Source organism: Actinotignum saccati (assembly GCF_051265055.1).
Taxonomy (GTDB): Bacteria; Actinomycetota; Actinomycetes; order Actinomycetales; family Actinomycetaceae; genus Actinotignum.
Genome location: NZ_JBOZCC010000007.1, coordinates 81,179 through 100,143 on the forward strand (window position 1 = coordinate 81,179; position 18,965 = coordinate 100,143).

Below are 18,965 nucleotides of genomic sequence, written 5' to 3' on the forward strand. Positions count from 1 at the left end.
GAAAAATCGGAGCGGGTGCTTTGTGTTCGCGGAGGATGGGGGATTCGAACCCCCGAGGGCTTGCACCCAACACGCTTTCCAAGCGTGCGCCATAGGCCACTAGGCGAATCCTCCAGGGCAGTTTTAAACTGCCTGTACAGCTTAGCGTAGATTCGGGCGTGAGCACCACTCAGCATGATGAGGTGATGCCCACGTTATTCGATCACCAGTTAGTTTGATAGCCGATTGTCCGATTGCGAACTTCTCGATTACCAACTGCTAGATCGCCGATTACCCGATTGCCAACTACCTGATCGCCGATTATTCAGTCGCCAGTCAGGTCAATCATCGATTACTCAATCGCCAAGTTGCTCAGCACGTGCGCGCCGGGTAGCTGCGCGAGCAGCGCACCCGGCACCACGAGCTTCGAGCGGCGCAGCCCCGAGCCGATAAGGGCCGTCCCGGCAGCCACCCGCTCATCAATCAGGAGATTCCATGCGGCCGGAACCCCAACCGGGGAAATCCCGCCGTACTCCATACCCGAAGCTTCCACTGCCAGCTCGGTAGGCCAGAACGAAGCCTTGCGAACGTTGAGGAACTTCTTCACCACGTGGTTCACATCCGCGCGGGTAGTTGCCCGCACCACGCAGGCCGCCACCCGTTCCTCACCTTCACGCTTGCCGGCCACCAGCACGCAATTGCACGACACTGCCAAATCGAGCCCGTAATGCTCTGTCATCGGTTCGGTATCCGCGAACTCCGGATCAATCTCCGTGACCAGGGCCTGCGCGCCCAGCTCAGGATTGTTCTGCGCAACAGCCTGCAAACCCGCCGCCACCGGCGCAGCCAGCAAATCCAGATGCTCAAGCGCGGGCTGCCAGGGAAGATCACCGAGCAGCGCGCGATCCACGTTCGCGCCGTAGGAAACCGCGCTGCCCGGAACCGTGCTGTAAGAAACTTCGGGTACGGATTCACTCATATAGATACTCCTTGATTTCTAGGGCTAGTTCTCCTTACGCGTGACGGGCCCGAGCACCAGGCTGGCCCAGGAACCGTGCAGCGATTCCTGATCGGAAGGCTGGAAAAGCCCGGCCAGCACATCGCGGTAGAGCCGTGAAAGTTCATGACCCGCGTAATACGAGCTTCCCCCGCAGGCACGGATGCATTCTTCCACGGTGCGCAGCGACGCTTCCGCCGCCACATTCTTGGCTGCGGAGAAACGCGGGTATTCATCCGCCCCGCCCAGCTCTCCGCTGTCAATATGCGCGGCCAGTTCGCGCAGCTGCGGACCCACCGCGTTCATTGTGAGCGCGGCTTCCGCAATACGCCAGCGAATATCGGGATCATTTGCGTAAACATCATTGTGGAGGACCGAGCGGCGCTTCTTAACATGCTCCACCGCAACCTCAATGGCGCGCTCACCAATGCCCTGGTAGGTAGCCCCGAGCAGAATCTCGAAATTGGAGAAGATGCCGTAAACAACCGGTTCCTTATTCGGACCCGGCGCCACGATCCCCAGCACGTTTTCATCGCGAAGGAGCGCGCCGTCCAAAACCGTGGAATTGGATTGGGTGGCCCGCATCCCGAGGGTGTTCCAATCATCCTTGATGGCGAAGCCGCCGTCGCCCCGTTCGACCAGGCCGAAAACGTCACGCACCCCGGAGTCATCCTTGAGCGCGCCGAAAGTCATAAGGTAATCCCACGCGGGCGCGAGGGACGTGAAAACTTTGGTGCCGTACAGCCGGTACCCGGCCTCATCGCGTTCGGCTCGGGTGAGCGAACCGAAAAGCACCAGGTCGTTACCCGGTTCGGAAATGCCGAAAGCGAACAGCTTACCGGCCGCGGCTTCGCGCAAAATCTTTTCCCCGGCGGCCACGCCATTGCGCACCAGGTGGCGGCCGAGCCCCACAATAATCTGGTGCATATTAATCCCCAGCGCGGTGGCCGGAGCGTACTTCGCCAAACGGGTCTGTTCCGCGCAAATCTCCACCAGGCTCAAGCCGGCCCCGCCGTATTCCTTGGGGACGAAAGCGCCGTAGTAGCCGGCCTGCTTCAAATCTTCGTAGTCCTCACGCGGGAATTCATTGGCGGCATCCACCGCCGCCGCCCGCGAGCGCAGTGTTTCCAATAGATCTTCGGTAAGGAAAGCCATTGATTCTCCCTGTTGTTGTGGACGACGGCGATACTCCCGCCACCGCGGGGACCGCCCACTCACGCTAGAGAGTGTACCGCGGGCCTCCGACACAAAAAATGGTGAAAATGAAGCCGAGCGATCTCCCCGTGTTTCTCCCCGTGTTTTGCATTCCCCGCGAACTCGTTTAGACTGGCACCTGACTCCCCACGTGGCGTCATCTTGCAAAACTCCCCCAGGGCCGGAAGGCAGCAAGGGTATGCGGGCTCTGGCGGGTGCGTGGGGCGTCTTGTATCTGCTATCCGCCATCGGGTATCCACAGGTTTTTCGCGCGCGTGATTCGTGTCGTAGGTACCCCGTAGACTGATACTCGTGAGCATGGCATTGTATCGGCGGTATCGCCCGGAGCGTTTTCAAGATGTTATCGGCCAGGAGCAGGTAACTCGTCCCCTCATGGCTGCGTTGCGCGGGGAGCGCACGGTGCACGCCTATCTCTTCTCCGGCCCGCGCGGGTGCGGGAAAACTACCTCGGCGCGCATCCTCGCCCGTTGCCTGAATTGCGCGCAGGCGCCCACGGATACGCCGTGCGGGGAATGCGCCTCGTGCCGGGAGCTGGCGGGGGATGGCCCCGGTTCACTGGACGTGGTGGAAATGGACGCGGCCAGCCACGGCGGGGTGGATGATGCCCGTGACCTGGTCGAACGCGCCGCTTTTGCCCCCAGCCGGGATCGCTACAAGATTTTTATTATTGACGAAGCCCATATGGTCACCACCCAGGGTTTCAACGCCTTGCTCAAACTCGTGGAGGAACCTCCGGCTCATATTAAGTTCATTTTCGCCACTACGGAGCCGGAAAAAGTTATCGGCACCATCCGTTCGCGTACCCACCACTATCCGTTCCGCCTGGTGTCCCCGGCGCGTATGGAGGAATACCTTTCGCAGATTTGCGCGGAGGAAGGCATCACTCCGGAACCGGGGGTGCTCGGTTTGGTGGTGCGCGCGGGCGGGGGATCGGTGCGTGATTCCCTCTCGGTTCTGGACCAGCTCATGGGCGGTTCGGAAACGTCCACGCTGTCCTATTCTCAGGCGGTTGCGCTGTTGGGTTATACGGATAGTGGCTTGCTGGATCGCGCGGTCACCGCCATTGCCGAAAGTTCGGGCAGCCAGCTTTTCGGCGTCGTCGAAGAACTTATCGGTGCTGGGCATGAACCGCGCCGTTTCGTAGAAGATTTGCTTCAGCGCCTGCGCGATCTGATCGTCATCGATTTGGCGGGGGATGCCGCGGCGGACGCTTTGGGCGAATTACCGCAGGATCAGCTGGCCGCTATGCGCACCCAGGCGCAGGCTCTGGGTGCGGCGCGCGCCACCGAAAGTGCCGAGCGTGCGAACGAGGCACTTTCCGCAATGGTGGGCGCCACCTCGCCGCGCTTGCAACTAGAATTGCTCTGTGCCCGGCTTTTACTTCCCGGCAGTGCGGCAGCGCCTTCGGGGAGCGGTTCCGGTGGTGCGGCGCGCCCGGTTACTGGACCCGCGGCAAGTGGCGGAACCGCGCGGAAATCTCCGCAGGACATCGCGCGGGAAAAGGCCCGCGCAGCCGCCGCCGCGGCCGCAGCGCAGCGCGGGGCCCCGGTGGTTCCGGGTTCTGCTAGCGTTCCGTCCGCGTCCGCGCCGCAGTCTGTTACTTCCGTTTCAGTACAGAACGACGACGCCGCAACTCCCGCCCAGTCCGCTCCTCAACAGGCTAAGGAATCGCCCGCGGCGCCAGCCGCGGCTCAGCCGGTGGAGCAACCCGCGCAGCAGCGTGCTCCGCAACCGGAAGAACGCCCGGCTCAGCAGGCCGTTCAGCCAGCCGGTGAACCAGCAGCAGTGCAGCAACCGCGCGAAGTTAGCGTGGAGCAGCCGGCCGCTCCGGAAGAATCAGGGCCGGATCATGCTGCCGAGCTCACGGCCCGGTGGGCGGAGGTGACTTCGTCCGGGCGTTTCGCCCAAGCGATTTTCTCCGGGCCTACCCGGGTGCTCGGCTCGCGGGGAAACCAGGTTGCCCTGGAGTTTTCTTCAGAGAAGGTCCTCGGCGCCCTCCAAGATCCGCGCAACGTGGAGCGCTTAAGCGCCCATCTTTCGCATTTCACCTCGGTTCCTGTCACCGTGCGAGTTATTGCCGCGGCGGCTCAGCAGACCGATGCCGCGGGGCAGCCGGGTAACGCGGGGCAGCCGGCTAACGCGGCGGTTGTGGAGAATCCCCAATCATCAGCGGCAGCTCAGCCGCGCCCGAGCGGCCCCGATGGTGGTGGTGCCCGCCCAAAAGCTAATGCCGCCACCGCGGCGGCCGCTCCCGCTCCCGTTCCCTCCAGCCCTGCCGGTGCACCCGCCAGCCCTGCCGGTGCTCCCGCACGGCAGGAAACGGCCCGCGGCGCTGGTAGCACGGCCGCGGATGATGAGTGGCCCGAACCTGAAGAACTCTCCGATCCGGATGACGCGGAAGACTACCCGCACAGCCGGCAAGCCACGGCCCCCGGAAATGCGAGTTCTGGCGCGGTCAGTGCGAGCGCGGCCAACCCTGGCTCGGCTAATTCCGGATCAGCTCACCCCGGCGGGGAGATTCCCTTCTATCTTCAAAACATGCCCATGCCGCAGCCTTTCGCCGGCCCGGGCGATGTACCGGTATCTCCGGGAAGCCCGGCACCGGGCGCCAGCCAGCCGGGCGCGGGGCAGGCAGCTGCGGGGCAGCCAGGCGCGCCTGAGCCCACGCAGGATTTCCATATCCCGCGCCCGCCGCAGCGCACCCAGGAAGTCCCCACCTATGATGCCCGGGAACACCTGCGCCAGCTTCGTCACGGAGCGGCGGGTGGTAACGCACCCGCGGGTAGCGCGCCCGGCGGTAGGGTAGTCGCGGGTGCTGGGTCCACCGCCAATGCTCCCACTGCGCCGGCCAGCTCCGCGCCAGCCGGCCCGAACAGCTCGCATAATGCCGCGCCGCAGGCGGGGGTGGGGTATTCTACTGAGGAGGATGATGTCTCCTTAGACGATCCCACAATCGAGCAGAGCAATGTTGTCGGGCTGCAAGTTGTGGTGGAAATGCTCTCGGGAACCATCGTTGAAGAAATTGATACCGCACAAGGAGGAATGTAGTGGCGGGGGTGTATGACGGCGCCGTGCAGGAGCTCATTGATGAGCTCGGGCGCCTGCCGGGCATCGGCCCGAAAAGCGCCCAACGCATCGCCTTCTACCTCCTCGAACAAGAAGAACCCGAAGTGCGGGCGCTCGCGGAAGCCATGCTTCGTGTTAAGGAACGGGTTCATTTCTGCCAGATCTGCGGCAACGTGACCGAAGCCGATATCTGCTCGCTGTGCTCAGATACCCGGCGTAGTGATGCCGTGATCTGCGTCGTCGAAGAAGCTAAAGACATCATGGTCATCGAACGCACCCGCGAATACCGCGGGCGCTACCACGTGCTAGGCGGCTCCATCAACCCGATCCAAGGCATCGGCCCGGAAGACCTGCGCATCCGCGAACTCCTCACCCGGCTCCAAGATGGCCGCGTTACCGAAGTCATTATCGCCACCGACCCCAATATTGAAGGCGATGCCACAGCGGCCTACCTCATCCGCCTCCTCACCCCCATCGGAATCGCGCTTTCCCGCCTCGCTTCCGGACTCCCCGTAGGCGGAGATCTCGAATACGCTGACGAAATCACGCTCTCGCGCGCCTTCGAAGGTCGCACCCGCATTACCAGCGGCACCACCGCGCCCACCACCACTGGCGCCGGCACAGGTACCATCCCCGCGGATACGATGACCACCGGTACAGAAACCGGCACCGCCACGAGCACAGAAACCACCGGTACTGGTACCACGAACACGCCCGGCACGGAAACCACGAACACACCCGGCACGGGCACGGAAACCATGAGCACGCCCGGCACAGGCATGACAGACACGGGACGAATGCCCTCGGTGATTCCGGGCACCACGCCTTCCGCCCCAGTTGCGGAAACGCACGGCGAGCACAACTAAACAGCTCAGTCCGGGATCACCGTAAAGCACAGCGCCCCGCCCCAATGAGGAACCTCGCACAAAGCGACACTTCGCATAATGCGGCACCTCGCATACATGAGCACCGAGCAGGAGAACAATCTCACCTGAAAATCTCGGAATGCCCCGCAGGCGGCCCCGCGCTTCCAGTTACCATTAGTAAGTCTCGGAAAAATAGGAGTTAATGTGGCACTCATCGTGCAGAAGTTCGGGGGATCCTCGGTCGCCGATCCCGCCGGACTCAGACGAGTGGCGAAACGAATTGCCCAGACCAGCAAAGCCGGAAACAAAGTCGTTGTTGTGGTTTCCGCCATGGGAGACACCACCGATAATCTCTTGGACCTTGCCCACAACGTCACCGACAACCCGCCCGCGCGGGAACTCGATATCCTCCTCACCGCGGGGGAGCGCATCTCCATGGCCCTCCTCGCCATGGCCGTCAATGACGAAGGCGTCGCGGCGCACTCCTTCACTGGCCAGCAAGCCGGTCTGCACACCGATGCACGCTACGGCAATGCCTCCATCACCGGGATCGTTCCCGAACGCATTTTCCGGACCGTGCAAGACGGCGCCGTCGCCATTATTGCCGGATTCCAAGGCGTGAACGACACCAATGACGTCACCACCCTCGGGCGGGGCGGCTCCGACACCACCGCCGTGGCCTTCGCCGCGGCCCTCGGCGCGGACGTATGCGAAATCTACACGGACGTGGATGGCGTGCTCTCCGCGGACCCGCGCATCGTCCCCGCGGCCAGCCAACGCCGCGAACTCAGCTACGAAGAAACGCTAGAATTAGCGGCACACGGGGCGAAAGTGCTCCACCTGCGGGCGGTGGAATTCGCCCGGAAATTCAATGTGGCCTTGCACGTACGATCATCATTCTCCGAGAACGAAGGGACGTGGATAGTGGAAGAAACCGCGAAACAGGGCGGATACGAAGACGCCGTCGTCGTCGGAGTGGCACACGACCGCAACCAGGGCAAAATCTCGGTCACGGGCGTGCCCAATCTTCCCGGATCCGCCGCGAAAATCTTCTCCTGCGTGGCCGAAGCGGACTGCAATATTGACATGATCGTGCAGAACACCGCGCTCACTCGGGTGGGCCTGAGCAATATTTCCTTCACGGTTCCCCGCGACCAGGTGGACCTCGCCGTCGCCGCGCTGCGCGCCAACCAGGCCGAATTCGGTTTCGAGGACATTGCCGTCAGCTCCGAAATCGGCATCCTCTCCATCGTAGGCGCGGGCATGCGCTCCCACAGCGGCGTCTCCTCCAAGCTGTTCAAAACCCTGGGGGATAACGGCGTGAACGTGGATATGATCAGCACCTCGGAAATCCGCATTTCCGTGGTGGTGGACCCGAATGTGCTAGACGCAGCCGCCCGCGCGGTCCACACCGCCTTCGGGCTGGATGCCAGCGAAGAAGCAATCGTTTACGGAGGGACAGGCCGATGAACATCACCTTGGCAGTAGTGGGAGCAACCGGGCAGGTCGGGCGGGTTATGCGCGCCCTGCTGGAAGAACGCGACGTTCCGGTGGACCGGGTGCGATTCTTTGCGACGGCGCGCTCAGCCGGCACCGAACTGCCCTTCCGGGGCGAAAGCATCGTGGTGGAAGATATTGCCACCGCTGACTTGGCCGGTATTGACATCGCGGTGTTCTCCGCCGGCGGGGATGCCTCGCGCACCTACGCGCCGAAGTTCGTTGCGGCAGGTGCCGTCGTCGTCGATAATTCTTCCGCGTGGCGCCGCGATCCGGACGTGCCGCTCGTTGTATCCGAAGTCAATCCGCAGGATATTGCGCGCCGCCCCAAGGGCATTATCGCCAACCCGAATTGCACCACCATGGCCGCGATGCCCATTCTCAAGCCGCTGCACGATGCCTACGGGCTCACTCGCCTGATTGCCTCCTCCTACCAGGCGGTGTCCGGTTCCGGGGTGCGGGGCGTGCACGAGCTGACCACCGGGGTGCGCGCCGCGCTGGATGGTGACGTGGAAGCCCTCGCCCTGGACGGGCATGCTGTTGACCTGCCCGCACCTGAGGTGTACCGGGCGCCCATCGCTTTCAACGCGGTTGCTTTTGCCGGGAACCTTGCCGCGGACGGCAGTGGCGAAACCGATGAAGAACAAAAACTGCGCAACGAATCGCGCAAAATCCTCGGCATCCCGGACCTCGCGGTAGCCGGGACGTGCGTGCGCGTGCCGGTGTACACCGCGCACGGGATGTCCGTCAATGCGGAATTTGAGAAGGAGGTCGACGTCGCAGCTGCAATCGAGCTCCTTCAAGGTGCTCCCGGTGTAGAAGTGGTGGACCTGCCCAATCCGCTGGATGCGGCTGGTAAGGACCCCTGCTTCGTGGGGCGCATCCGCCGCGATCCTTCGGTGCCGGGCGGGCGCGGGCTGGCCTTCTTCTGCGTGGCGGATAATCTGCGCAAGGGCGCGGCCCTCAATACCATTCAGCTCGCGGAGCTGGTCATCAAGGAGCTCACGGAGAACAGCGCGGCCTAAGGTGTGACCGCGGGAATCTCCCCGGTTTCCCCATCGAGGAAGGTCGATTCGTCGCGCCGGTGGCGCAGTACCTTCTCCACGAAGGAGGCCACGGCTTCGGCCTGCGGCACATCGCGCTGCTGGTCTTCGGAGATAAACCAGCGGTGTTCCAGGATTTCGTGGAAGAGCTCGGCCGGCTCCAGTTTCGCGGTGAGCTCGGGCGGGATCGCGGCCACGGTCGGCTCATAAACATCGGCGAGCCAATCGTGGGCGATCATCATATCGGATTTGCCGCTCTTATTGTGGAGGGCGGCGTATTCGTCAATATCGTTGAGGATGCGGCGGGCCTGGTTTTCTTCCACATCCAGGCCGGTCAGGCGCCACACCTTGCGCGAATAGTGCCCGGCTTCCACGATCTTTGGTTGGATGAGGAGGCGGTCTTCGTCTGGGCCGGAATCGATGGCGATCTCGTCCACGTCAAAGCCCAGGTCGTTGAGGCGGCGCACCCGCTCTGTCACCTTCCACTTTTCATCCGGGCCGATGGCCACCTGCGCGGTGATTTCCTCCCATAGCTCGAAGTAGCGATCCGAGAACGTATCGCCCACCCCGATGGTGTCGAAATCTTCGGGAAGCACCCCGCCGGCCTGCAAGTCCATGAGCTCGCCAATAATATTCGTGCGGGCCACGTCGATATCGTATTCGCGTTTGCGCTGGGTGATGGGGCTGTAAAGCTCCCCGGTTTCCGCGTCCACCAAATACGCGGCGAAGGTTCCCGCATCGCGGCGGAAGAGGGTATTCGACAGCGAGACATCACCCCAGAAGAACCCGAGGAGGTGGAGCCGCACCAGCAGCACGGCTAGCCCGTCGATGAGTTGGGCGATGGTGGCGCGCCGGTGTTGCTGCCCGAAAATCGCGCGGTAGGGCAGGGAGAAGGGGAGGTGCTCGGTGATGAGGCAGGCGTTGAGCGCATTGCCTTCCGCGTCGGTGCGTTTGGAGACCACCGCCACCGGTTCCACCGAGGGCGCCCCGAGGCGCTTGAGGGTGCGTAGCAGCTCGTATTCGCGTACCGCCACCAGTTCGGAAATCTCTTTAATGGCGATGATCCGCCCGGAGAGCCGCACGAAACGCACGGTGTGGCGGGAAATACCGCGTGGGAGCGCAGCGATGAGGTCACGCGGCCACTCTTCGAGCGCCACGTTCCACGGCAGATCGAGGAGATCAGGTTCAACGCTAGCCGCCATAATGGATAGCGAGGATCGCATGAGTGTCCTTTCCGGGGAGTAGCTGCGGCTTAATCGTAGCCGAAAGCTCGAGAGCCCGGCGCGCCATCAACCAGCGCCCCCGCCTCCACCATCCCGGCTTCCTCCAGGAAAGCCCGCACGGGCGGGGTGAGATCCGCCAGAATTTCCGCGGGGGTCCCCACCTGCTGGAGGGCGCCATCCACCATGACGCCCACCCGATGTGCGCAGCTGAAAGCTTCGCGCGGATCGTTTGTTACGTACACCGTGGTGATGCCGGTGCGCTCCTGGAGCACGGCAATCTGTTCGCGAATCTCATCGCGAATTTCCACATCCATATTTTTCAGCGGCTCATCCATGAGGAAAATTCGGGGCCGGCGCACCACCGCCCGTCCCATGGAGACCCGCTGGCGTTCGGCGCGGGTGAGCTGGGCGGGTTTCGCGTCCAGAAACTCGGTGAGTTCCAAAATATCTGCCGCCTGAGCCACCCGCGCGGCGATATCATCCGGGTCCGCCCCGGCTATTTTCAGGTGGAAGCCCATATTATCCGCGACCGTCATATGCGGATACAGGGCGTAATTCTGAAATACGATCACTACATCGCGCATGGACGGTGGCAGCGCGGTCACATCTTCACCGTCCAGCAGCACCGCCCCGTAATCAACATCCTCCAGCCCCGCAATCATGCGTAAAACCGTGGATTTTCCGGAGCTGACCGGGCCGGTGAGGGCGAAAAATTCGCCGTCGTTGATATGGAGATTCACGTGGTCCACCGCTGGCGCAGGCGCATCGGGATAGTACAGTGTCGCATTGACGAGTGACACAGAAGCCATGGGAATTCTCCATCAGTTATAGCGGTCGGCATTGACACGCTCATCCACTATTATGCCACGTCAGGAACGGGAATACGAGAGTGAATTCCCGCTAAAAATGCGCGGGCCGGCACACTTCGGTATTTTTGAGGTATGCGGGAGGAAATTGGTGGCTATCGGCTGGTGCGGCGCATTGGCTTCGGCGGCATGTCCACGGTCTACGAGGCGGTGGACGGCGCCGGCACCCGAGTGGCCCTGAAACTCCTCCACCCGGCGGCCGTGGATGGGGCGGCCGGGCGCGAGCGCCTGCGCCGCGAGGTTGCGATGTTGCAGCGGGTGCGCGGGCCCTATGTTGCCGAAGTTCTCGACGCCGAAACGGATGAGGAGGATGCTTTTATCGTCACCCAGCTGGTGGAAGGCCCCACTCTCGCGGAGGACGTGCGCGTGGACGGCCCTTACCCGCCCGCGGAATTAGTGACCCTTGCCCGCCAGCTGCACGCCGCGGTCACCTCCGTGCATCGCCTCGGCGTGCTGCACCGCGATCTCAAACCCTCGAACGTCATGCTCGGCGCGAACGGTCCGGTCCTCATCGACTTCGGCATCGCGCAAACGGGCTCCGATAGCCGCCTGACTATGTCCGGCGCGGTCACCCACACTCCCGGCTACCTCGATCCGCGGGTGCTGCGCGGCCACGCCCCGGACGAAGCCGCCGACCTGTGGGCGCTCGCCGCGGTCATCGCTTTCGCCGCCACCGGTCACGATCCCTATCCGGGCGCGAACCCGGCGGTGATCATGCGTCGCGTCCTGGAGGGGGACGTGGACGTGACCGGCGTGCCGCCGCGCATTGCCCACGCCCTGCACGCCGCGCTTGCCGAGCCGGTGGAGCAGCGGTGGGGGATTGATGAGGTGGTGGCGGCCCTCGCGGATCCGGTTTCATGGTACGACGACGCCGCTACCGCACCCCGCGCCCTGCCCACCCAGCTGGATGCAACCGTGCCGGCGGCCCTTCCCGGGGCGGCCGTGGCGGAAGAGGAGACAACAACGCAGAGTTACAACCAGGCGCCGAGCTATAACGCCACCGATAGCGTTCCCAGTGCGTTTCCGGAAACCTGGCCCCAACCCATTTACGCCGGATCGGCCACCGCGCCCTATCTCCAAGCGGGGCCGGGTGCTGCGGCGCCGGCCACCACTCCCTACCCGGAAGCTAGCGGTTATTCGGAAACCGTACCCGGCCCCGCTGCACCTTTCGCTTCCCAGCCAGAAGCCGCACCCTATCCGGGCGCCGCACCACTAGAACCCGCTCCCGCCCCGCTCCCTCCGTGGGCCCGCCCACCCCGCCGCACCCCCGTCCTCAGCTTCGTGCTGGGCGGGTTGCTATGCGCGCTGGTGGCTGCCGGGCAGATCGCCGGATATGTGGGATATGCGCTCGTTACGGTGTGCCTGGCTTTCGCGGAGAAGAACGCGGCGCGGCTGCGGCGGCGTCGTGCAGAAGAAGGCGGGCCGTTCCGCGGCGAACACCTGGGGCAAATTCTGCGCGCCCCGCTCACCCTCGCGGAAAGCGCCCTCAGCGTGATCCCGCTACACGGCGTGGGGCTCCTCGCGGTCACGCTCGGCTTTGTTGCGGCGCGGCTGGGCGGGCTCACCGGGCCGGGCGCGGGAGCCGTAGCGGCCCTCGCGGGCGTGGGAATCTCCTGGCTCGGCCCGAGCGGGCGGGTAGCGCGCGGCGGCAGCGCGGTCATCTTCGCCAAGCTCGCCCCCACCCGCCCCTACCGGGCCTTTTGGGTCGTGGTGTTGGCTGCCGGCGCGGCCGCACTCGCGCTCCTGGCGCTCTCCGGCGTGCTGAGCGTACCCGCGCATACCCCGCTCAGCTTCGGGTACTTCGGCGAACCGCTGGTCACGATGGTCAAGGATATTGTGGGCGGCGCGGGGCGCTAAACGGCCGGCGTACCCGGCAGCGCGGCCCACCAAACCGCCCGCGCGGGCAATGTCACCCGGCCCGCCCTCACTTTTCCCAGGGAAAGCGGCGATAATTGACATGTTAAAGTCAGGGTGAAAGGCGCAGTGGCCGGCTGGCCGCAGGCGCGTCGTCGTAACCGAGGGAAAGTGAATGGCACAGACTCAGAAGAATAACCGGCAAAGCTCCGCGGCGCAGCGGCGTGAAACCGCGCGCGCGGCGGCGGCCCGGCTCCAAGAACAGGAAAAGAAGCGGGCGCGGCGCAATCGCGCGCTCGCGGTTGTGGCGGCTGTTGTGGTGGTGGCGCTCATCGCGGCGGCCGTGTGGTTCATCCTCTCGAATAAGAAGGATGATGCGGGCGCCCCGGCCTCGCAGGAAAGTTCGGCGGCCGCGTACCCGAGCGCGCCGGCCACCGCGCTGGCCGAACGCTCCGCCCCGAAGGTCACCGCGCAGCTGCCGAAAAACGTGACCCCGGATGTGGGGGTGAGCGTGGGGAGCTCGCTGGCGGCCGGCACCGTGAACGAAGGTAAGCCGGTGGTTGATATTTACTTCGACTACCTGTGCGTGTGGTGCAACCGCCTGGAAACCTCCTACGCGGAGGAGCTCACCCAGCGCGCGAAGAACGGCGAAATCACGCTGGTCTACCACCCGCTCGTGGTGGAATCCCAGTACGAATTCTCGCATACCGCCTCTGCTTCGGCCCTGTGGGTGGCCGAGCATCGCCCCGATGTTTTCGCGGCCTACCACAACGAAATTTTCGCGATGACGGCCCCGCTCTTCGAAGCGAAGGAAAAGGTGCCGGTGCCGCAAACCGCGCAGCTGGCCGAACTCGGTAAGAAGGCTGGCCTCACCGATGCCGAAGCCGAGCAGATGATCGCGGACGTTTCCGTTGGGGACGGCAAGCCCGCCATGTATTCCGAGCTGCTGGGCCAGTCGCTCCAGCAGTTCAGCGCCGACGGCTTCACCGGTACCCCCACCGTGCTCCTCAACGGCAAGCAGGTGGCGGACTGGACCGACGGCAAGCTCAGCGCCGCGCTCGACGCACTCAAGTAAAGCTGGCCTCGGCGCCGCGTGCCCTTTCGGTACGACGACGCCGCAGCGGGGCGGCCGCTTCGCGCCGCCCTGCTGGGTGCTAGCTCCCGGGAGCCCTATTTGTTCCAGAGGGGGGATTCTGGCATGATAAACTCTGGTTCCTTGCTCGGCGGGTGTGCCGGGCAAGAATTGCCTCCGTAGCTCAGTTGGTAGAGCAGCTGTCTTGTAAACAGCAGGTCACAGGTTCGAGTCCTGCCGGGGGCTCCGATGTAATACATATTTCAGAAACACCACTACCCGTATGAAGCGGCTGTGAACGCGCATGCTTGCATAATAAAATGTGTAAAGATGCAGGTCAGTGGCTTGTGAGTAGGTGATCTGGCGGTGGTGCGCGGGGTGGCGGGTGAATAGTGGTGTCTTTCTCTTAACAAATATGCAAGGAAATCGGTTAAGGTAGGTGTTTGAAGGCCACTCACGCGTGGCTATTCGTGCCATGCTAGAAAAGTTTTGCGAGAAGGGATAGATCTCGCTGGTTTTTCTGGTGGCGGGATAACGAAGCAAACATTGTGTTTGCTTGAAAAAGGACTGAGAAAGGCTGTCTTGATGTTCAAGATTGGGAAACGGGTTGCGGCGTCTATTGCTGCGCTCGCTGTTGTGACGGGGGGGGGGTAGCGTCTTATAGCTTTGCGGCCGAGCATACGGTGAAGGACCTTGCGGTCGCGGTTGTGGCTGATGGTACCCCTGACTTCAGCCAAGAAGAGGGCCCCGGTAAAGATACTGGGGCGAATAATGGGGTTGTGCGTTCGCTGGATACTGTTGATTATGAGGTGTCTTGGCAGGTCACCAAGGATGGTGACTATGTGCTTGAGGCGGAGCTGCCTGCGGGTGTGGAGTTTGCTCCGGGTTCTGATTCGTTTTGTAATAACGCGGGCAGCGCGATCAAGAATGATCTGACTTACAAGAATAAGAACACGCTTCGCTGTGAACTCACGGGTAAGGCTGGTCAGTCCGTGAAGTCGGCGGTGAAGGTGTTTGTGCGCCGCGCCGCGAACGACTCGGTGATCCCGCTCCAGTTCACGGCTGGTGGTGTTACCTCGAATAAGGTGTCGACAACGGTGTCGGCAAAACCAGACTTCAATGTAGGATTTTCTGTATTTTCCTCGTTTGCACATAACGTTGCTGGAGGGCGCGCAGAAGGCTCTTTTCATGTGACAATCAAGTCTCCCCGCCCGGATACAGGCTTGAATAAAGGGCTGGAAGCATTAACTGGAGACTATACGGTGCGGATCCCAGCACCAGACCTGCCAGCCGATACGCAATTTGAGTGTTTTACGACAACCGCCTCGACGGGGGATCCTGAGGCTGGAGATACTCTTCAAGGCTTCGTTGAAGATAAATGGCTGCGCCCCTCAGGGGTGTGTCCGGATGTTAAATACGAAGGGGGTGTTATCACTTATAAGGTGACGGGGGCGGATCTGACGGCTTCCTCGTGGCCCACCATCGGTAAGTATGATCGCCCGTATAGTGGAGACCTGGTTACATCAAAGAAAATTAGTATTACTGTTCCGCTTTCTTTCACTGCAGATGCCCCTAAAACAGTGAATTACGGGAACGCAGAAATTACCGCAACGACCTTGAGCGGTCAAGAATATGTTATTAGTTCACCGGAAGGGATCACCCAGTGGGTCGATAATATGACTATTGGTGGCTTGAGGTCGGATCCAGTGTACTTCGATGATATTGAGGGTTTGAGTGCGGGGCCCGGTCTTGCTAAAGGCCAAAGTAACGCGAAACGGTCGGGCCTATCGCAGTGGTTTGCTCCGATCGGGCAGTATGCAGGTAAGAACGTGACCTCATGTATGATACTTGATTCTTCTCGCACAAAATTTGCTACCGGGACGCCGTGGGGATACTCGCGTGAGAAACCAAAGGGCCACGCAATTGAGTACTACCGTGGAAACGCGGATGTCCTAACAGATGGCTTCTCCTGTGGTTTATTCGGTGACGGCACGGAGGGCTGGAGCACCGATGCTGGTGATCTGAGTGGCGTGAAAGCTTTCCGGGTTGTGCCTCACGAAAAAATCGGGACTACTTTTGATACAGCAGATATCAGTCTCGGTGCGGCGGTTGAACGGCTTGAATCAGATACCTCTCCTGCCGGAACCGAGCTACCTGTCCGCTTCATGACACTTTTTGAAGACGGTACCAAAATTCACGATCAATCGTCGTATTTTACTGCTGTTGATGGAACCTTTGGTTTGAATCCGGCCTGGGATAAGGCGGATGGTTTGTTTGGTCAGGTTCGTAACCTGAATCTTGGTTTCACCGCGAAAGACGGCCTAAATTCAGGTACGGTCACGGCCACGCTTCCGGCGTGTTTGAAAGTCACCAACCCCGGTACCGGTACCCTGACCGTTGCGGCCGATGGCGTGGATCGGGAGAATTGCGGCATTCCTGGGGATACTGTTTCGTTCCCGGTGGTGGATGGTGCCCCGAACTATGTGGTGCAGGCCCAGGTCATGGCGAAGTCCCCGCAAACCGGTACCACCAAGGTCATCCTGGATTCTGTTCAGCAGCCGCTGAGCGAGGTACGCCGCTCCAAGAGCATCTCCTTCACCACCGGTCTGGTCGAGCAGGCTACCGCGTCTGTTTCCACCAGTGCTCCGGAAAACACAGTGACACTGGAGAATGGTACGGCGGCGATTCCGTTCACGCTCTCGTGGGGTAATGCCACCACCGGTAACGCTTCGGGTGAGCTCGTGTGGCAGGTACCGGGTAACGTAACCCTGGCAACGGTTGGTACGCCGTCTGAAGGCGCGAGCGTCCAGTGCACGACCCAAGATCGTGGCGAAGTAACAGCTGCTCTTGCGGCTGACAAGTCGGGTAAGACCCTGACTTGGGCTGCGTGCCCGGCTGATACCGCTGGTCTTGCTGGCGTGACTGGGTTGAAGGTTTCTACCGGTACTCTGGCGCCTACTGCAACCGGTACTCTGCCCGTGAGCGTTACCGCCAACACGGTTGGTGACGTGAATACGTCCTTTACCGCGGGTGTCTTCACCACGACCGGGGACGGCAAGGTTGAGCTCACCGAGGCTACCCCGATCTCGGTGTATGTACGTGATCCTGCCCCGGAGGATACGGTGACCGAGAGCGCCTGGGAGGACGCGACCGATCAGAATGCTAAGAATTGTGACACGAAGCAGGTGACGCAGACTCGCACCGTGACCATGACCCCGCACAAGTGGGATCCGGCCGGAAAGCAATGGGTTGCTGACCCGGATCACGCGACCACGAAGACTGAGACTCAGACTCGGGATATGACCGATAGTGAGCTTCAGGTTTGTACCCCCAAGCCCGCCGACAAGGTAGATACGGCCGAGTGGGTGGACCAGGATGGCGCGGACGCGAAGAATTGCGCTGCTAAGACCGTCACGCAGACTCGCAGCAAGACGACCACGCCCTATAAGTGGGATACCGTTACCAAGACGTGGGTTTTGGATGCGGATAAGGTGAAGGTTGAGTCTGAGACTCAAACCCGGCCCATGAACGATACGGAGCTTATGGCGTGTGCGATTCGCCCCGCAGACAAGATCGATACCACCGAGTGGGTCGACTCGACAGCCGCGGGCGCGAAGGATTGTGCCGCGGGTAAGGTGATTCAGACTCGCTCGAAGACCACAACCCCCTACAAGTGGGACACCGTGGCTCATGAGTATGTGCTGGACACCGAAAACGCAGTAACCACAACCGAGACCCAGACTCGTGACATGAGTGACGCTGAGCTTCAGGTTTGTACGCCCAAGCCTGCTGACAAGGTTGATACCACTGAGTGGGTGGATTCGACTGATGAGGGTGCTAAGGACTGCGCGGCTGGTAAGGTCAAGCAGTCTCGCAGTGTGACGACTACGCCCTATAAGTGGGATGCGGCTACCAAGAAGTGGGTTCTTGATACTGACAAGGCCGTGACTACGACCGAGACCCAGGCGCGGGATATGACCGATAGCGAGTTGCAAGAATGCACCGTGAACCCCGGCGTGAAGGTTGAAGAAACCGAATGGGCCGACTCGGCTGAGGATGGTGCGAAAGACTGTGCTACCCGGAAAGTCACTCAGACCCGGACTGTGACAACCACGCCGTATAAGTGGGATACCGCAGCGAAGAAGTGGGTCCTGGATCCGGAGAACGCTACGAGCGTGACTGAGTCTCAGGTTCGGGATATGAACGAGGACGAGGTAAAGGTCTGTATGGCTGGTACTGGCGTACCGGTCTACCCGGATCCGACACCTGTCCCGCCGGGAGGCAAGATCATTATTGATCCGATCAACGGGCCCGATAACCCGGCCCAGTGTGAACCCACCGGTCCTATCACGCGCGCTGACGGAGTAACCATTACGGTGGATAAGGATTGCAAGGTCACCATCACCATTCCTGAGGGTAAGACGCCTGGTCTGCTGACCCCGCCTGTCGAGGTGACACCTAAATACCCCACCCCTGACAAGCCGGTTGTCACTGTGCCTGTGAAGGTGATTGATACACCGGATTGGGATGATACGACCACGACCCCGGACACCCCTGTAACTATCGAGAAACGCAAGGGCGAGATCCCTGAGGGCACAAAGACGGAAGTTACTGGTCCGGGTACTGCGGTGTTGAACCCTGACGGGTCTATTACTGTCACCCCGAATGAGGATGCTAAGCCTGGTGAGAAGATCACGGTCAAGGTTGTCGATAAGGTAGGCAACCCCCTCGATAACATCACTGTCACGATTACGGAGCCGAAACCCGGCCCGGATTGGGACGACTCGATCACTGGCCCTGGTAAGAAGATCACCGTACCTAACAAGGGCGGGGATGTACCTGGTGGAACCACGGTGACGGTGAACGGCCCGGGCACAGCAACACTCAACCCTGACGGAAGCATCACGGTTACCCCGAATGAGGGGGCGAAGCCTGGTGAGAAGATCACCATCACGGTCAATGACGGTGAGGGTAAGGTCTTGGATTCGTTTACCGTGAAGATCGGCAAACCCAAGACCACTACCAAGAACCTGCCCGTGACTGGTGCGACTACGACGGGTCTGGCTGGCCTAGCGGCCGTGTTCATGTTGGCTGGTGGGCTGATGGCCTGGCGGCGTCGTCGTAACTAAACAAAATAAGAGCCATGTCGGCTAGCCCCGCCAGTGTGTAGGGGCTGGGGGTGGTAGGTGAATGTTCGAAACTGGTTTACCTACCACCCCCTACTTATTTCCATTGCGCTAGGCGTGCATTTTTGATTGCGGTGAGTGTGCAGTTTTGATTGCGCTGG

Annotated in this window: 11 protein-coding genes, 2 tRNA genes, 1 other RNA gene and 1 pseudogene; 9 read left to right on the plus strand and 6 right to left on the minus strand. The window is 61.7% G+C overall.

All coding sequences use genetic code 11. From position 1 onward, the window contains the following. Nucleotides 1-29: 29 nt before the first annotated feature. The 3 genes from ACRQEC_RS07005 to ACRQEC_RS07015 all read right to left on the minus strand — a co-directional run bounded on the left by ACRQEC_RS07005 (nt 30) and on the right by ACRQEC_RS07015 (nt 2,131). Nucleotides 30-114, minus strand: a tRNA-Ser gene (locus tag ACRQEC_RS07005). Nucleotides 115-331: 217 nt separating this feature from the next. Continuing rightward, nucleotides 332-958: a YbaK/EbsC family protein gene (locus tag ACRQEC_RS07010; RefSeq protein ID WP_284890390.1), complete on the minus strand. Its 627-nt coding sequence runs from the start codon at nt 956-958 to the stop codon at nt 332-334. Nucleotides 959-982: 24 nt separating this feature from the next. After that, the gene (locus ACRQEC_RS07015; RefSeq protein WP_016443365.1) at nt 983-2,131 is read right to left on the minus strand and encodes an acyl-CoA dehydrogenase family protein; all 1,149 of its coding nucleotides are present in this window, start codon (nt 2,129-2,131) and stop codon (nt 983-985) included. A gap of 177 nt (nt 2,132-2,308) precedes the next feature. On the opposite strand from ACRQEC_RS07015, the gene ffs reads away from it, so the two are divergent. The 5 genes and pseudogenes from ffs (at nt 2,309) to ACRQEC_RS07040 (ending at nt 8,645) form a co-directional block, all read left to right on the plus strand. Continuing rightward, nucleotides 2,309-2,405, plus strand: an RNA gene (gene ffs / locus ACRQEC_RS07020) — signal recognition particle sRNA small type. Nucleotides 2,406-2,488: 83 nt separating this feature from the next. Beyond that, on the plus strand, nt 2,489-5,239 hold the full coding sequence (locus ACRQEC_RS07025; protein WP_284890394.1) for a DNA polymerase III subunit gamma and tau: 2,751 nt from the start codon (nt 2,489-2,491) through the stop codon (nt 5,237-5,239). Then, nucleotides 5,239-5,844 (plus strand): annotated as a pseudogene (gene recR / locus ACRQEC_RS07030) (recombination mediator RecR); the annotation flags it as partial. The gene ACRQEC_RS07025 and the pseudogene recR, both read left to right, overlap by 1 nt. Nucleotides 5,845-6,327: 483 nt before the next feature. Next, on the plus strand, nt 6,328-7,593 hold the full coding sequence (locus ACRQEC_RS07035) for an aspartate kinase (RefSeq protein WP_087070336.1): 1,266 nt from the start codon (nt 6,328-6,330) through the stop codon (nt 7,591-7,593). Beyond that, complete coding sequence (locus ACRQEC_RS07040) at nt 7,590-8,645, plus strand: aspartate-semialdehyde dehydrogenase (protein ID WP_284890391.1); 1,056 nt, start codon at nt 7,590-7,592, stop codon at nt 8,643-8,645. Before ACRQEC_RS07035 ends, ACRQEC_RS07040 begins: the two co-directional genes overlap by 4 nt. Here the strand turns inward: ACRQEC_RS07040 and ACRQEC_RS07045 are convergent. Further along, nucleotides 8,642-9,886 (minus strand): DUF4032 domain-containing protein, encoded by a 1,245-nt coding sequence (locus ACRQEC_RS07045; protein WP_087070338.1) that lies wholly within the window; start codon nt 9,884-9,886, stop codon nt 8,642-8,644. The two genes, ACRQEC_RS07040 and ACRQEC_RS07045, sit on opposite strands and share 4 nt — an antisense overlap. A gap of 29 nt (nt 9,887-9,915) precedes the next feature. After that, a complete protein-coding gene (locus tag ACRQEC_RS07050; RefSeq protein ID WP_284889493.1) occupies nt 9,916-10,695 on the minus strand; it encodes an ABC transporter ATP-binding protein in 780 nt (259 codons plus the stop codon). Nucleotides 10,696-10,827: 132 nt separating this feature from the next. Here ACRQEC_RS07050 and ACRQEC_RS07055 point away from each other — a divergent pair, with 132 nt between their 5' ends. From ACRQEC_RS07055 to ACRQEC_RS07065, 3 genes are all read left to right on the plus strand, one after another. Continuing rightward, complete coding sequence (locus ACRQEC_RS07055; RefSeq protein ID WP_284889492.1) at nt 10,828-12,609, plus strand: protein kinase domain-containing protein; 1,782 nt, start codon at nt 10,828-10,830, stop codon at nt 12,607-12,609. A gap of 172 nt (nt 12,610-12,781) precedes the next feature. After that, nucleotides 12,782-13,681 carry a DsbA family protein gene (locus ACRQEC_RS07060; RefSeq protein WP_320769002.1) on the plus strand — a complete coding sequence of 300 codons (900 nt, stop codon included), beginning with the start codon at nt 12,782-12,784 and terminating at the stop codon, nt 13,679-13,681. A gap of 170 nt (nt 13,682-13,851) precedes the next feature. Then, nucleotides 13,852-13,924 (plus strand) — tRNA-Thr (locus ACRQEC_RS07065). 739 nt (nt 13,925-14,663) lie between these two features. Here the strand turns inward: ACRQEC_RS07065 and ACRQEC_RS07070 are convergent. Next, the gene (locus ACRQEC_RS07070; protein WP_435730067.1) at nt 14,664-14,798 is read right to left on the minus strand and encodes a hypothetical protein; all 135 of its coding nucleotides are present in this window, start codon (nt 14,796-14,798) and stop codon (nt 14,664-14,666) included. A 1,045-nt stretch (nt 14,799-15,843) separates the two neighbouring features. Between ACRQEC_RS07070 and ACRQEC_RS07075 the strand changes: the two genes are divergently transcribed. Then, nucleotides 15,844-18,807 carry an Ig-like domain-containing protein gene (locus tag ACRQEC_RS07075; RefSeq protein WP_320768967.1) on the plus strand — a complete coding sequence of 988 codons (2,964 nt, stop codon included), beginning with the start codon at nt 15,844-15,846 and terminating at the stop codon, nt 18,805-18,807. Nucleotides 18,808-18,965: the final 158 nt, after the last annotated feature.

What these genes read in the sequence shown, in the direction of transcription:
- ACRQEC_RS07010 (WP_284890390.1), bottom strand. Translation starts at nt 958, where the DNA reads ATGAGTGAATCCGTACCCGAAGTTTCTTACAGCACGGTTCCGGGCAGC.
- ACRQEC_RS07050 (WP_284889493.1), bottom strand. Translation starts at nt 10,695, where the DNA reads ATGGCTTCTGTGTCACTCGTCAATGCGACACTGTACTATCCCGATGCG.
- ACRQEC_RS07015 (WP_016443365.1), bottom strand. Translation starts at nt 2,131, where the DNA reads ATGGCTTTCCTTACCGAAGATCTATTGGAAACACTGCGCTCGCGGGCG.
- ACRQEC_RS07025 (WP_284890394.1), top strand. Translation starts at nt 2,489, where the DNA reads ATGGCATTGTATCGGCGGTATCGCCCGGAGCGTTTTCAAGATGTTATC.
- ACRQEC_RS07060 (WP_320769002.1), top strand. Translation starts at nt 12,782, where the DNA reads ATGGCACAGACTCAGAAGAATAACCGGCAAAGCTCCGCGGCGCAGCGG.
- ACRQEC_RS07045 (WP_087070338.1), bottom strand. Translation starts at nt 9,886, where the DNA reads ATGCGATCCTCGCTATCCATTATGGCGGCTAGCGTTGAACCTGATCTC.
- ACRQEC_RS07040 (WP_284890391.1), top strand. Translation starts at nt 7,590, where the DNA reads ATGAACATCACCTTGGCAGTAGTGGGAGCAACCGGGCAGGTCGGGCGG.
- ACRQEC_RS07075 (WP_320768967.1), top strand. Translation starts at nt 15,844, where the DNA reads ATGACACTTTTTGAAGACGGTACCAAAATTCACGATCAATCGTCGTAT.
- ACRQEC_RS07055 (WP_284889492.1), top strand. Translation starts at nt 10,828, where the DNA reads ATGCGGGAGGAAATTGGTGGCTATCGGCTGGTGCGGCGCATTGGCTTC.